This window comes from Lysinibacillus sp. NPDC093197, from assembly GCF_044754025.1.
Taxonomy (GTDB): Bacteria; Bacillota; Bacilli; order Bacillales_A; family Planococcaceae; genus Lysinibacillus.
The window spans coordinates 395,196-410,080 of the sequence record NZ_JBIVOH010000002.1; the positions used below are offsets into that span (position 1 = coordinate 395,196).

The 14,885-nt window shown below is 35.7% G+C and carries 15 protein-coding genes; 2 read left to right on the top strand and 13 right to left on the bottom strand.

Going from position 1 to position 14,885, the window contains the following annotated elements:
- The first annotated feature begins 87 nt into the window (after positions 1-87).
- Positions 88-861 (top strand): YqcI/YcgG family protein, encoded by a 774-nt coding sequence (locus ACIP9G_RS07840; protein WP_401018651.1) that lies wholly within the window; start codon positions 88-90, stop codon positions 859-861.
- Here the strand turns inward: ACIP9G_RS07840 and ACIP9G_RS07845 are convergent.
- The 4 genes from ACIP9G_RS07845 to ACIP9G_RS07860 all read right to left on the bottom strand — a co-directional run bounded on the left by ACIP9G_RS07845 (position 858) and on the right by ACIP9G_RS07860 (position 4,551).
- Entirely contained in the window at positions 858-2,183 is a 1,326-nt protein-coding gene (locus tag ACIP9G_RS07845; RefSeq protein ID WP_401018652.1) for an amino acid permease, read from the bottom strand. The two genes, ACIP9G_RS07840 and ACIP9G_RS07845, sit on opposite strands and share 4 nt — an antisense overlap.
- A 14-nt stretch (positions 2,184-2,197) precedes the next feature.
- Positions 2,198-3,136 carry an arginine deiminase family protein gene (locus ACIP9G_RS07850; RefSeq protein WP_401018654.1) on the bottom strand — a complete coding sequence of 313 codons (939 nt, stop codon included), beginning with the start codon at positions 3,134-3,136 and terminating at the stop codon, positions 2,198-2,200.
- A 154-nt stretch (positions 3,137-3,290) separates the two neighbouring features.
- Complete coding sequence (splB, locus tag ACIP9G_RS07855; RefSeq protein WP_340825103.1) at positions 3,291-4,319, bottom strand: spore photoproduct lyase; 1,029 nt, start codon at positions 4,317-4,319, stop codon at positions 3,291-3,293.
- A 10-nt stretch (positions 4,320-4,329) separates the two neighbouring features.
- The gene (locus ACIP9G_RS07860) at positions 4,330-4,551 is read right to left on the bottom strand and encodes a transcriptional regulator SplA domain-containing protein (protein WP_340825104.1); all 222 of its coding nucleotides are present in this window, start codon (positions 4,549-4,551) and stop codon (positions 4,330-4,332) included.
- Positions 4,552-5,139: 588 nt separating this feature from the next.
- Between ACIP9G_RS07860 and ACIP9G_RS07865 the strand changes: the two genes are divergently transcribed.
- Positions 5,140-5,673, top strand: a complete 534-nt coding sequence (locus tag ACIP9G_RS07865) for an ECF transporter S component (protein WP_340825105.1) — start codon at positions 5,140-5,142, stop codon at positions 5,671-5,673.
- A 158-nt stretch (positions 5,674-5,831) separates the two neighbouring features.
- Here ACIP9G_RS07865 and ACIP9G_RS07870 read toward each other — a convergent pair whose 3' ends face one another.
- From ACIP9G_RS07870 to ACIP9G_RS07910, 9 genes are all read right to left on the bottom strand, one after another.
- Positions 5,832-6,341, bottom strand: a complete 510-nt coding sequence (locus tag ACIP9G_RS07870; protein WP_340825106.1) for a QueT transporter family protein — start codon at positions 6,339-6,341, stop codon at positions 5,832-5,834.
- 152 nt (positions 6,342-6,493) lie between these two features.
- Complete coding sequence (locus tag ACIP9G_RS07875; protein ID WP_401018656.1) at positions 6,494-7,249, bottom strand: 3-oxoacyl-ACP reductase; 756 nt, start codon at positions 7,247-7,249, stop codon at positions 6,494-6,496.
- Positions 7,250-7,401: 152 nt separating this feature from the next.
- Positions 7,402-7,623 (bottom strand): DUF2829 domain-containing protein, encoded by a 222-nt coding sequence (locus ACIP9G_RS07880; RefSeq protein ID WP_340825109.1) that lies wholly within the window; start codon positions 7,621-7,623, stop codon positions 7,402-7,404.
- Positions 7,624-7,882: 259 nt separating this feature from the next.
- Complete coding sequence (locus ACIP9G_RS07885) at positions 7,883-9,370, bottom strand: malate:quinone oxidoreductase (RefSeq protein WP_401018658.1); 1,488 nt, start codon at positions 9,368-9,370, stop codon at positions 7,883-7,885.
- 1,105 nt (positions 9,371-10,475) lie between these two features.
- A complete protein-coding gene (locus ACIP9G_RS07890) occupies positions 10,476-10,628 on the bottom strand; it encodes a hypothetical protein (protein WP_340825111.1) in 153 nt (50 codons plus the stop codon).
- A gap of 206 nt (positions 10,629-10,834) precedes the next feature.
- Entirely contained in the window at positions 10,835-11,080 is a 246-nt protein-coding gene (locus ACIP9G_RS07895; protein WP_401018661.1) for a cold-shock protein, read from the bottom strand.
- A 140-nt stretch (positions 11,081-11,220) separates the two neighbouring features.
- Entirely contained in the window at positions 11,221-11,778 is a 558-nt protein-coding gene (locus ACIP9G_RS07900; RefSeq protein WP_340825114.1) for a histidine phosphatase family protein, read from the bottom strand.
- Between the two features lie 265 nt (positions 11,779-12,043).
- Complete coding sequence (locus ACIP9G_RS07905) at positions 12,044-13,351, bottom strand: Spo0B domain-containing protein (protein ID WP_340825116.1); 1,308 nt, start codon at positions 13,349-13,351, stop codon at positions 12,044-12,046.
- 321 nt (positions 13,352-13,672) lie between these two features.
- A complete protein-coding gene (locus ACIP9G_RS07910) occupies positions 13,673-14,707 on the bottom strand; it encodes a C45 family autoproteolytic acyltransferase/hydrolase (protein WP_401018662.1) in 1,035 nt (344 codons plus the stop codon).
- Positions 14,708-14,885 lie beyond the last annotated feature (178 nt).

Consider the following 14,885-nt stretch of genomic DNA (forward strand, 5'->3'; position numbering starts at 1 on the left):
GAGACTAGTTAGAAATAATCCCTTATAATTCGTCACCGATTAGCCCCTCCTTTAATAGTCTAATGATGTATAAAGGAGGTGACTTATGTGGGAGTAGTATTTGAAAAAAATTGGCTTGATCAACATTTACCATCCCTTCCTTTATGGCAACAGGATGCCTTTAAAGACTTTTCTTTAATGATTGCAGATGAAGCAAATACGTTCCCCTGTATTCCTGCTAGAACAGGTTTTTTATCGAATCAACTACGCTTCAGCTTTATCGGAGACCCCCGAGAGCTACAATCAGCGAAAGCGTTAGCAACTTGCTTAAAAGAATATGGATACTGCGCACGATCTGCTGGAAAATATACTTCACATGCTATTTTTTTCGAAACGCCAAAGGATATGCTTGAAAATTATGAGGTAGAGGATTATAGAGCCCTATTTTGGACATTGCTAAACAACGTTACTGCATTTGATGAAAAAGAATGGCCTAGAGAAATTCCCTCCGACCCTTCTGTTCATACATGGGAATTTTGTTTTGATGGGGAGCCTTACTTTGTATTTTGTGCAACACCTGCCCACCAACTTCGAAAAAGTCGCCATTTTTCAACATTGCTTATGGCCTTTCAACCACGCTGGGTGTTTGAAGACATTAATGATACAACTGTGCTTGGCCAAAAATTAAAAAGGCTAATAAGAAAACGCATCGATTTGTATGACGCAATTCCAGGTCATCCAGACTTAAAATGGTATGGGCAAAAGGACAATTATGAATGGAAACAATATTTTTTAAGCGACGATGAGGGGCATAGTCCCTCAACATGTCCATTTTTAAGGGGAAATCTTCAATTAACCTTTCCAAAAGAGAGAAATAATTAAGCGGAGCTATTGTTGCTCCGCTTTTTCATAACAATAAATGTCGCAACAGCAATGATGACTATGAAAAGCAGGCTTATGTAAAAACCGAGTCTGCTTGTTTTGTCACCTAATGTACCCGAAACGGTTACCGCTATTAACAGCATCCCAACAACATTTTTTACATGTTGCCACTTTGTTAATGTCATGAGCTTTGCATACGTCACTAATATAAAAAGCCAATTATAAATTAACATTAACCCAGCTGCTGTTATTAAATATTCAAAAATTTTTTCTGGAATAAGAAAGCCTATCACAATGGTGACGGTTAAACCAACTGTTAGAAAAAGAAATGCAGGTAATGGCACTTTCATTTTCCCTTTTTTCGCTAATATCGATGGCGCATCATGATCTTCTGCTAAAGCCGTTAAAATCGTTACCACTGCGTACAAGGAAGCAACCATCGTGGAAAATCCGGCAATAATTAAAATGCCTGTTATTATATCTGCTACATATGGTATGTGAAAATCTGTAAGGGCGGTAATGAACGGGCTTTCATTTATTGTAAATGTTTCCCACCCCACTAATACAAGCGCACATACGAGAGCACTTACGTAAATGGTTGTCAGTATGATAATCATCACTTTTCCAGCTTTCGGTGCTTGCTTGGGATCTTTTAAGTCAATTACTAGAAGCCCCATCACTTCTATGCCACCAAAAGCAAAAAAAGCATATAGTAGTCCAAGCCAAATGCCCTTTACACCTTCAGCAAAAAAACCTTGAAAGTTAGTAACAAAAGCATTTATTTGCTTTGGCTCACTATTTATCCCCTTTATTAAAAGGACGACAGCAACTATGATGAACATCACGACAGCAGCTGCCTTCATCGCCCCGAATATATTTTGAAACTTTTCAAAGCCTTTCATTCCAGTAAGTATAATGAGCAAACCGAGTACTCCGAAACCAGAAGCGGTCATCCATAGCGGTAAGGCAGGAAACCAAAACTGGATAAAAATCCCCAATGCCATTAATTGACTACCCATTATCAATATTTCCGAAATCAAATATACCCATCCATTACTAAAGCCAGCCCAATTGCCAAATGCTTGTTTAGCATAAGTACGAAAAGATCCTTTATCTGGATTGGCAACAGACATTTTCACAAGTGCATCATAGACAAGATACGTTCCAATGGCTGCTAATAAAAATGGAATTAAAACAGCAGGCCCGCTTTTGGCAATTGCCATGCTTGTACCTAGAAAAAAACCTGTCCCTAATGTACAACCTACACCTAATAGAGACAACTGCCACCAAGACATTTGACCTTTGCTTGTTTTTGACTCCATTTCGATCACCCCTCTTACAATTTCCGCACCAATGGTAACGTCATACAGCGTATACCACCACCGCCTTTTTCAAGTTCGGTCACTTCAATTTCTACTATATTTTTCTTTTGTAATTTTGGATGGTTTTTAAATTGCTGTTTTGTTGCTTTTTTACTTACTAACAATGTCTCAGGATTTAAATTTAAAAAATTGATATCAGGGATCGTATTATATTTTTCTAGCCAATAGACATCGAAACCATGTCGATTAAAAAATTGTTCCGTCATATCAAAGCGAGTTGTACTTGCAGTCAAAACATATATAGGAAAATATCGCATAAAGCTTTTCGCTATTACAACATCTTCGTTCGCAACATTACAATTCATATCTAAGTGGAGTGTGTCTGAGCTCCGAGGCAAGTCGATAATGCCAATTTCAGAAAATCCTGCTTCAAATATTTTTTGCTTCGCACGTTCCACACCCTGTCTAGTTGTCCGTACGCCAATATTGATCAGCACTGCATCCTTATTCAACACCATCACATCCCCAAACTCCAATACATCGCCAGTTTCCATAGATGCTTTAAAGTTTTGAGGAAACCATTTTTCAAGCAATGCATGGGCATGTCCATATTCAGGACGTCTAATTGAACTACCTGCTTCACCTGGCAGCATTTGTTTGCCAAATACACATGCAAGATCACGCACAAAATAACGATTTAGAAGTTGTTCGCTTAGCTGCTGCTCTTCTGCTAATAGTTCCGTTGAGTAATCAATTACTTGCACGCCTGCATGCTGTAAAGTGCCCTTCAGCTCCATAAAATTGTCCATTGCTCGTGCATGTAAAACAGGTGCGCTCCATTGCACATTTTCTGCTGTTTTTAAATCCGGCACATCTAAACTGGAAGGTGCACAAAGCATTACAGCCGTAAGCTCTCCATGTTCTGACCAACAACTTGGTTGAAATGAATACATGGTGTTTTCTCCCCCTTTTCTTTGCTATCACTGTTAGCGTTACCATCAACATTAAGATTATACGAAGCAACATTTACTTAAAAAACACACCATAAACAATGGTGTGTCGAGATTAGGCAAACTCATAGTATTAAATTACTGCTACAGTATGTCTTTACGTAAAATATTCTAATTTAGCATTGGGGAAAAATTTCTTCATGTAACCGTAAAGATGTTCTTTAATGTCTTCCTCTTCCTCTTTTTGATAAATATATTTGCCAATCCCATATTTGCCCCACTTGTACCTTCTAGCTGTTTCATCCAATTCTAATTTCGTCATTGGATAATTTTTTTCAATGACTCTTTTCGCTGGCTTTGTAAAGCGGTGCTGAATAAATTCAAAGGTAATATCATCCCGTACATCTTGTGGTAATTCAGCATCAAGACGCTCAAACATATGATAATACCCTTCCTCCCAACCTTCATGAAGATAAATCGGTGCGACAATAAAGCCAAGTGGATATCCCGCCCTCGCCACTTTACCAGCCGCTTCAATGCGCAAGTCTAAAGGTGATGTACCGGGCTCAAAGTTTTTTATGACATAATCCGCATTAACACTAAAACGAAACCTCGTCCTACCATTATGTTTGGCATCTAATAAATGATCGACATAATGGAATTTTGTTACGAATCGCAACAACCCATGTTCACTTTGTCCAAAATGCTCAATAGCTTTCTTTAACGTATGTGTTAAATGATCAATTCCTACAATATCTGAAGTACAAGATGCTTCAAATCGGGTTATTTCAGGAGCTCTTTCTGCCATATAGTGATCTGCAGCCTCAAGAATTTCATCGACATTCACATACGTACGAATATACGGCTTGCTGCCCATCGTTGTTTGCAAATAACAATAATGACAATGCCCCATACATCCAGTTGCAAACGGAATGGCATATTCTGCTGACGGTTTAGATGTATCAAATTTCAACGTTTTTCGAATACCAACGACAAGCGTTGACTTTGCTATACGATACTTTTGCAAATCGTTATCACCTGGGAGATTCCGCACCTGATTATGAGATGTCGTATAACGGATTTCCACACCCAGCTTCTCAAATTTCTCTTTCAATTCCTGTCCTAGTGGATAATCGAGCGCATTAGGCTCAAAATAGACTAGCTGAGGTGTAAATGGTTTTCTCATCCTCTACCTCCTAATGAAAATACTGATTATACGCTTGCTCAGCATCCATTTCACTTCTAAAAATAACAAAGTCATTTGTTAACGGATAGTACGTTTCATATAGAAAGAGCGCTAATTCATTTGGATTTTCTGGATTATTTACGACTGCCGCCTCCTGTATATTCGCTACATCTTGAATATGCGGATTGCGATAAAAAATATAAACAATATCCCCTGCATTATAAGTTTGCATGTACGTTACCCTCCTAAAGCATTTCAATTAGTTTGGCTTAAGAAGGAGGAAATTATGTTAGAGTTTTGTTAGATTGTGTTCTAATCTCACCACAAAACGAAGAGAATTTTTATCTAATTTGTTAACAATCCTTCTATAGTAGCTACTAAATGAAGCGCAATAAATTCCATAATTAGTAATTTAAGTATTCACTCTTTGTACGGCATCCATATTGTTAAGAGAATACTAGTGGATAATATGACAAAGAGTAATGATCTCAGTTGCTATCCTTTCTCTTTCCACTGCAGCAAACTTGCAAGTTCTGATAATAGTGCATATGCCCCGATTAATCCATACGTAATAATAATCATTGGATCACTCCATTCTTTTTGTCCTTTCTCACTTTAAAAGATGGAGTTTACTCCATGTCAACAATTATTATTTGAATTTCCATAAAAACTGACCACTATTTTTTTTGCAAAATTGATACTTTTAAATAGGCCAAGCCTTTGCTAAGGTTATCCTAGCATGCAACATTGTTTTACAAAGTAAGGTTTTGCGCAACTATGCTTTGATATCTATAAAGCAAAATAAGGAAGGTTTTCAACTATGCAAAAAACAATAAGCTATTCACATTCAAGAACTTTTGATCTTATTCTATCGGCAATGTTAATTGCACTTGTCTTCGTGGCAACGCTCACATTAAATATTAAACTACCGATTAAAGCTAATGGTGGATTAGTACATCTTGGAACAGGCATGCTTTTTACAGCATCTATTCTTTTTGGTTCTAAAAAAGGAGCCATTGCAGGTGCAATTGGCATGGGTTTATTCGACGTCGTTTCCGGTTGGATGTTGTGGGCACCTATTACATTTGTTGCTCGTGGCTTACAAGGCTATATCGTAGGAAAAATCGCTTGGTCGAACGGACGTAAAGGAAACAGCATTCCCTTCAATCTTTTCGCAATGATTATTTCTGTTCCATTTATGATAGCTGTTTATTACGTTGGTGAAGCTATTTTATATGCTAACTGGATTGCACCATTGGCATCTATTCCTGGAGATTTAGTTCAAAATATTCTCGGGATGATTGTAGCCATACCAGTTTGTGTTTTATTGAAAAAAACACCTATATTTAAATAATTCTTTATCGTAATCTATCGGCGGATTGCATCGTTTTACCGGCGATTCGTGAGCTTCTATCGGCGATTACAACATTTCTATCGGCGATTCGCAAGCTTCTATCGGCGATTACTATCGCATTACGAAAAAAACACAGTCGCTTTCGCGACTGTGTTTTTTTATTTTGATAAATCTATTTTTTTATTTAATAAGTGAATCGTCACTCCACCGACAGTCATTGATAATAACTCTCCGACGCCAACCGTAAACCAAGTCGCCCAAAACGGCAAATCATATAGAATGGTTAACTGGCCTGCAACGGTAAACATCGATAGTGCAAAAATCAATGCTGTAATGACCATTTTCCGACTATCACTCTTAATATTTTTCGTTACTGATCGACAAAGAATTAATACTAGAAATGTTGCTATACCACCGATAGGGACATCGAGAATCCAAGTCGGTGACATAAAATTCGCTAATACTACGCCTAGTGTTACTGCTACAACATACCGTTTATTGTACAGTGCCAAATAGTTGAACATCTCTGATAGACGTAATTGGACAGCTCCAAAACTAATAACTGACAATACTACAGTTACAGCCACATACAAGGCTGCGACCAGTGCTACCTTTGTAAGTTCCCTTACAGAAGTTCGCGATGAATCTTTAACAATAGATGTATTCAATTTGCATTCTCCTTTGTAAAATAGCAATCTGCTATTTTAGTACTAACTACGACCAAAGGAAGAGAGCGTGATGCCCTTACTGAAGTGCCGTAGTGTAAGCTGTTTTTTGCTTACTTGCGTATTATAGCAGAAGAATGATACATTGAACAACACTATTTCGCTATCCATCCACCATCAATCGGGATAACAGCTCCGTGCATATAATCAGCTGAATGACTTGCCAAAAAAAGCGTTAAATTCGCAACTTCACTTGGTTGTGCCCAACGACCTGCAGGTGTTTCGTCGGCAACCCATTTTGCCATTGCACCATCGCCTTCAAAATCAGCTTTGGTCATCGGAGTTTGAATAGCACCTGGCGCAATGGCATTGGCACGTATCCCCTCACGGCAATAGTCTAAATCTAATTGTTTCGTATAGCCTACAATTGCATGTTTAGATGCGGTATATGCCGCACCACCACCACCTGCAATAAGCCCTGCAATAGACGCCATATTAACAATGGTACCAGCTTTGCGTTTTAACATATGGGGTAATATCGTATTCGTGACAAAAAAAGTGCCCTTTACATTCGTATTCATAATTTTGTCCCAAAGTGCCTCATCAGTATCAAGCGTTTTTGCAAAACCATCTAATACGCCAGCAGTATTTAGTAAAATATCCACTTTCTTAAACATCACCAGTACTTTTTCAAATGATTGCTCTACATCACTTTTCCGATCTACACTACCTACCATAAAACCAAAGCTTTCTGGGTATTGCTTTTGTAAATTCAATAACCCCTGCTCATCTATATCGAAACCGAAAACATTGGCCCCATTTTCTAAAAATGCAACGGCTTGAGCCTGCCCAATACCTGAGGCAGCACCCGTTATAAAAACTGTCTTGCCAATATACTCTTCAAACTTCATAACATCTCTCCTCTATAAAAAGCAATCTACTAATAGTAAAAAATCCAGTTGCTATGATTACCCTTTGTTCTATTAGAAGGTTACTTTGACATCAAAAAAATAGCATACTAAGTAACACCTAGCATACTATTTTCATCTTAAATCACGGCCATTTAGTTTACGATTTTCCAATCTTCCGCTAATAAATCACAGACAGTTGGTGTGAACATCGTATAGCCCTCACCACGTACATTGATTAAAAAATAGGGATTTAAATTTACTCCGTCATGCTCGCTTTGTCCAACAAGCTTCACATATAATTCAGCACCGCCCCATCCTTCACGGATTACTTTCTCGCCTGCTTTTAAACGCGGTAATACTTCTTCAAATGTCATTTTTATTCATCCCTTTTCACAATCTTTTCATACTTTCCTTCCAAAAAAGTATACTGGATAATTATTTTGTTTACAACTATAGCTAGTTCATTTATACTTTTCATTCTAACTACTTTTTTTGCCTTTAATGTGAGTCTCTTGCTATATAAAACGAAAACCAAGGGTGTGCTAACCCCATTTTAGGTCACAATGCTAGACCTTTCCAACGAAAAAAGAACCTTCAATCCAAAATGGATCAAAGGTTCATATTTTTTAATGATTAGTTTTTGTTTAGACGAAGTGCCTGCGCTGTTGAAGCATGGACTTCCTCAAGAAGCTCAGGGTTTTGTAGTAATGAGATACCGTATGAAGGGATCATTTCTTTTAATTTTGGCTCCCACTCGTTTGCTTGTTGTGGGAAGCATTTTTTGATAACTTCTAGCATAACGTGAACGGCAGTAGAAGCACCTGGTGATGCACCTAATAATGCAGCGATTGAACCGTCAGCAGCACTTACTACTTCAGTACCAAATTGCAGTGTTCCTTTACCGCCTGCTTCAGTATCTTTAATAACTTGTACACGTTGACCAGCAACTACAATATCCCAATCCTCACTCTTAGCAGTTGGGATAAACTCACGTAACTCTTCCATACGTTGATCTTTTGATAATAGAAGTTGTTGGATCAGGTATTTTGTTAATGACATTTCTTTAACTCCTGCCGCTAATAAAGTAGTAATATTATGCGGTTTTACAGAAGCAAATAAATCCATGTTTGAACCTGTTTTCAAGAACTTTGGTGAGAAACCAGCGAATGGTCCAAATAATAATGATTTTTTGTTATCGATAAAGCGAGTGTCTAAATGTGGAACAGACATTGGTGGCGCACCAACCGCAGCTTTACCGTATACTTTAGCATGGTGTTGTTCAACAATTTCTTGATTTTTACATACCATAAATAATCCACTGATAGGGAATCCACCAATGTGTTTTCCTTCAGGAATGCCTGTTTTTTGTAGTAACTCTAAGCTTCCTCCGCCAGCACCAAGGAAGACGAATTTTGCTGTATGGTACTCCATTTTACAACCATCTTTGTCATGCACTTTTAATTCCCATAAACCGTCTTTCGTACGTTTAATACTTTCGACACTATGGTTGTAGTTGATATCTACATCTTTTTGTTTTAGGTGGTCAAATAAAATACGTGTTAGAGCACCGAAGTTTACGTCTGTACCAGTGTCAATTTTTGTTGCAGCAATGGCCTCATTTGCTGGACGGTCTTGCATAATAAGAGGAATCCATTCCATTAGTTTTTCTGGGTCATCAGAAAATTCCATACCTTTGAAAAGAGGATTATTTGACATTGTTTCATAACGTTTTTTCAAATACTCAACATTTTTTTCGCCTCTTACCATACTCATATGTGGTAATGGCATAATAAAGTCTTGCGGATTTTGGATAAGCTTGTTTTTTACAAGATAAGACCAAAACTGCATCGAAACCTGGAACTGTTCATTAACATTAATTGCTTTGCTAATATCGATAGTACCGTCTGGTTTTTCAGAAGTGTAGTTAAGCTCGCACAGTGCTGCGTGCCCTGTTCCTGCATTATTCCATTCATTAGAGCTTTCCTCACCGGCGTTTGAAAGTTTTTCAAACACAGTAATATTCCAGTCCGGTGCTAATTCTTTGAGCATCGTCCCCAAAGTCGCACTCATAATTCCGGCACCAATTAAGATGACGTCTGATTTAGTTACTCTGTTACTCATTTTTACCATCCTTATATTTTAAGATTTGCAGAAATGATGTCGGTGTAAACTAGTTACACACCTTTTCTGTATCAACTATAAACTTACAATAGTCTATCACAACTAATTAAAGAATAAAATATCTACTACAATATTATAGTAATAAACTAATCAAAAAGTAGTAAAAAATGCGAAGTCAGTCCATAAAGTCATTTGTCTATACTAAAACCAAGACCTTGCCCCCATTGCCAGGGTATTACAGTGGTTTTCCATTACATATACCAACTCTGCTAAAAGCATTGCGTTTAAAATAAAATCAACTGAATAAATTTTAGTATGCTACTACTAAAATAATTTATCCATCGCTTATTTAAAATAATGGACACTTCATAAACTTCGCTTATTTAAAAAGCCCTAGAACTTTTAGTCTAATAGCCCGCAATCGACTCTATTTTACATGATTCACTAACATTCACAAGGTACCTTTAAACTAATTTTCACTTTTTCGACAGAAAGTTTCATACGCTAAAGTATGTATAGTACGCAAAGGCACATAATTTTAACCAAAACAATTACGTTTAATTAATTCATAGCAAAATAGCAAAATGCTATGACTTCTATAGTTTTGCTAACTAGCCTATGTTTTACAAATCAAAAGGTTTTCAGTCACCTTCCTCCTTAGCTACTGTATACGCTTTCATCAAATCTATCAAGAGTTAAAGCTTCGATTTAATATTTTCCCTCCTTTTTTATAAGCGATTTTTTGTACATTAAAACTATTTGATTTATCTTCATGTTGTTATATAACACCATCTGTACCAAATAAATTTTACCATACAACAATTGAAATTATTAGAATATTTTATTTTTCAGAAAATAGGAGCAGTTTCTATTGCACATGTATATTACCCAATAAATTCTACTTAAATCAATTTATCATCTTTTTTGTTACCAGATGTGCTTATAATTGCGAAAAGGTAGCTCACCAAGATATTAAGTGACCTACCCTTTTAATTTCAGAAATAATGTTTTTAAGCGAATTTTTCAAGCCTATATAATTTAGTTAACGCAATATAATACAGAAACAAAATCTATAGCAAAAATGCAACAGCTTGTTTTACTAATTTTATTTCATTGAAATAGTAGCTAATTCCATCATTTTTTTCTCAATTGCTTTTTGCTCTGTCGCTTTCATTACTTTTTCAGGCAAATTGTTAGAAATTCGAATAGTATAACGACCATCTAAAATAACCTTCTTTAAGCACTTATTGTGTAGCATTCTACGATTGTAACATCCTACTTATTTCGCGAATGATAGCTCGGTCCGCCATCATTCCCATGGGAAATCTTCACATTGTCTACTCAGTAATAATTATTTGTGTAACGATAGACTTCATCATGTGTTATAGACATCAAAGAATTTGTGTATATACTAAGCGTAAAATTGAGCTATTAGATAGCACAATTGATTACACTTCTTCCTATTTAGTCTGATAGGATTTCAACATTTTCCGCAACTTGCTTTTGATCAGTAGAATGTGGCTGCTCAATTAAATCAAAGGACACTTTTTGACCTTGTTTAAGAAATCTATAGCCATCCGGAAATTTTTCATTATTCGATAAAACTGAGCTAAAATGGACAAAAACGTGATTTTTATCCTCACCATTCAGCATAATACGGCCATAGCCCTTTTCCTCTTTATACCATTTAACAATTCCCTCTCGTTTCATATTATTAACCACCTATTCATAGATTCTCTATTTTACAATAAATTATAAGCATGTAAAAACATCTTTTCAAAAAATCGGAACACTCATAAGAGGGTTAGAAATAAAAGCTTATTAGGTTGAATACATTGAACTTTCACTACCTATTTATAAAGAGGATTCCCTAAAGTCGCTAAATCAGTTAATGGTAGCTGTTTTATAATTTCATAACCGTTACCTTCACCTTTAGGCTTTACAATGACCGTTCCCATATTAGGAATTTTACCTAACCCTATTCCATTTGGAAAACTATGCGCTATAATTACTTGATTTGTCCCAAAGGGAGGTGTCTTTTCTAATTGAGATTGAACATTTTTCAAAATATGCTGTTGTTCTATAGCTGATATGTCCCCTCCTAGTTTATTAATTTCAAACCAAAAAGGGTCGATTTGAATATACATTGTGGGGAATGCTAGCTGCGCTGTCTCAATTGTTCTACACAACGGGCTTGCAATAATAGGTGAATTAATCGGGATTTGCCAATAACGAAGCATTTGTCCATAGTAAGCGGCCTCTCTTCGACCGTAGTCAGACAAATTACGTTGTGTATAGCAATATTGAAAATTAAAATATGGCTGATCCTTTCCAACTGTTGCCTCCCCATGTCTAACATATAAAATGAAGCCACCAGCTCGCAGTAAATCAAGAATTGACTGTTCCAAATCTTTCTTTGCCCCCTAACCTACCTTAAAGATTTACTGTTAATATATGACTTACTTTGTACATAAAATGATGCGCAACACACGTGAATTTACTCCAAAACCAAAAGCTCCCTACATAATATAGGGAGCTGTCTGCTTATTTTTATAGAAACCTTATCACGATTTTAAATCCTGTAAACACAAATCGAGTCGCTAAATCTAACAAATTGGATTTAGCCTATAATGTTATGGCAATACATACATGCACTTATCGCACTGCACTATTTCACTTTAGAGGAATGATTACAGTCGCTGTCGTTTCTAATTCGGCTGTCGTTTGAATAGAGATATTTCCATTATATTTTTTGACAACCTCTTTTACGATAAATAATCCTTGCCCTCTTATTTTACCGAATTCAGGTTTTTTTGTTGTAAACCCTTGTTTAAATATTTGCTCCGGCTCAGATATTGTCGGTCCTGTATTAATAATTTCAAAGACGTACTTTGTTTCATCCGCATGACAACAAATTGTCATTTTACGTTCGCTCTCCGGCAATTCAGTTGTGGCATCAATAGCGTTATCAATTAAATTTGATAATAACTTAATTAAATCTGTTGTTTTAATATTAATAAAAGCATCCTGTGAAACAGATATATCCATCTCAATATTATGGTTTTGGGCTGCAAGTTTTTTCGTTTGCAACAAGATTGAAAGCCCAGGGTGATTTATATTTAATTTTAGTGATTTAATTGCCTGCACATCTTTAGATAATGAAGATAAATATTGTTTTGCTTGTTCTTGCTCCCCTAGTTGCAGTAGCCCATGCAACACTTGTATATGATTGGTGAAATCATGTCTTAATGAAGATACAGAAGTAATTAACGCTTTAATTTCAGCTTGATATGTATCTTCAGTTACCCCCACTTCTTTCGTCACTTCTTTTTGATACCATCTCTGTAAAAAGAAGAAAGAAGCAATAACGATTAAAATAAATAGTCCATTATAAATAAACATGAGTAAATTATTTTCTAGAACTTTTCCTTTAATGCCATTAACTTTGTCAGCACCAATATCAATACCAAGGTAGCCAATAATTTGTCCATTTTCATTCTTAATAGGTGCTCCTACAGAAAGATAATCGCCATGGTCTGGATCCTCAATTACATTCGTAACATAAGTTAACCCTCGATAAGCTAGTTTGATTTGCTTCTCAGGCACAGTACAAATTTGTCCTATTTCAAACCCTTCTGTGTAGCTATTAGGTACACCAGCAATCAACGCTTTTGATACTTGAGGATTATCAATTTCTAATGTATACACAAATAAGGCACCCAGTTTTTCTCTTGCATCATTTAAATAGCTTCTTAATTCCCAATAATCTTCACTTTCCACAGGATTATTTAAAAATTGCTGATACTGTTTGACATCAAGTGATGATGCAATGGATATAGCCGCTTCCAGACTTTGGTTAGCGATTGACTCTTCCACCGTTTTTTTCATCTTCACATAAGAAGTGACAACATTTAAACTTGTGAACAATGACAATAATACTGTCGCTAATACTAATATTAGTTTAATTTTACGTTTTTTCATACAAACTGGTACTTCCTCATCTATTGTATTAAATATTTAATTATGTGTATTTACTACTGTAACATTTAATATTTATGATAACTGCAATAATATTATACTATAGTAATTTTCATTTTTTCATGTTTGTTTTAAAAAAATCCCTTTGAAATATAACTTATATCCAATTTTATCTTTTATAAAAATTTCAAATTGTTATACTATATAAAATAAATTCATTTTCTTTCGAAAAGCGAAATAGCAACAAAAGGAAAGGAGAACAGCCCAACAAAAGTTATGCCATTCCCCCTAGTATCTATTAAATTATAAACTATGCATGACGAATTAGATAGCCTGAAGTATTTTTCCTTTTATGGTTGTCGGAAGAATAAGGTCACCCCTTAAAAATTGATGCAGGGAAAACGTAAGTGGCTCACTATTCTCCCCTATTCCCACAATGACTTCTAATTGATTTGGTGAGTATAGCACTGTGTGCAATGTACCAAAGTATTCTTTATATTGCTTAAAAAATAGTGGTGAATCTCCATCATTAAAATATTGAAAAGCAGACATAGCAGTCGTACATGCGTTTGCAACAAAATGATTTATATAGCGCTTGCGTTGTATTGAATTATCAATAGATGCTTTATTTTTCTCTTTCAATTCTTGTGATTCAAAATGATTAGTACACATAAATGAGTGTTGTTCAAAAACAATTTGCTCCGTTGGTGTAGCCTCTACCACGACCACTTTTCCACTTCGATCAATCATCGAGTAGTTGTAGCAATAACGATGTGGGATTTTTTTTAATTGTAAAATGGCTTCTTCAATATTTTTACAATTATCCAGTAATATTCGAACAATTGTTGACGCAAGAAAGCCATCTCCTTCCCATTCATTATTAACGAAATGAAGTCCTACAACTAATCCTTTTTCATTCATTCCATCTAGCCTACCAATGATTTGCTGGCTAAATCCAACACTTGCATACCCTTCTGACGGATTAGAAAAAACAAATCTTGCATCATATAAAGTAGGGCTAAAATCGTAATTTCTCACATAATGCCCATTATGCACAAACGACGTACATCCCATATCTGGAAATGTCATATTATAACCACTATACATTTTTATAACGGATTCATATGACTGTTCTAAACCAGAAGCTAACCCTTTTATCTCTTGTAAAAGATTCGGCGAAATATTCTGTAATGCCTCTTGAGCCTTTTGAGCATTACAAGTAGCTGATAAGGCAAGAAACAGTTCATCTTGTATTAAATGAGCTGATGATTGTATTTCCTTACTTTGTTGAAAACCCACGTCATAAGCATCTCCCATTATCGAAACTACGCTTACTACTAAATCTTCGTATTTTTCCATTTCCATACCTCCTATACTCCAATCGGATGATAATATTATCGTATTCCTTCAAGTAACTGGAAGGTCAAGAGGCACTATAAAAAATGCTAAAAAAAGAAGTCATCTTCCATATAGGAAGACGACTTTCAAAGTGACCAAATCATTAATTATAAGGTAAAGATAAATTATTTAAATATTG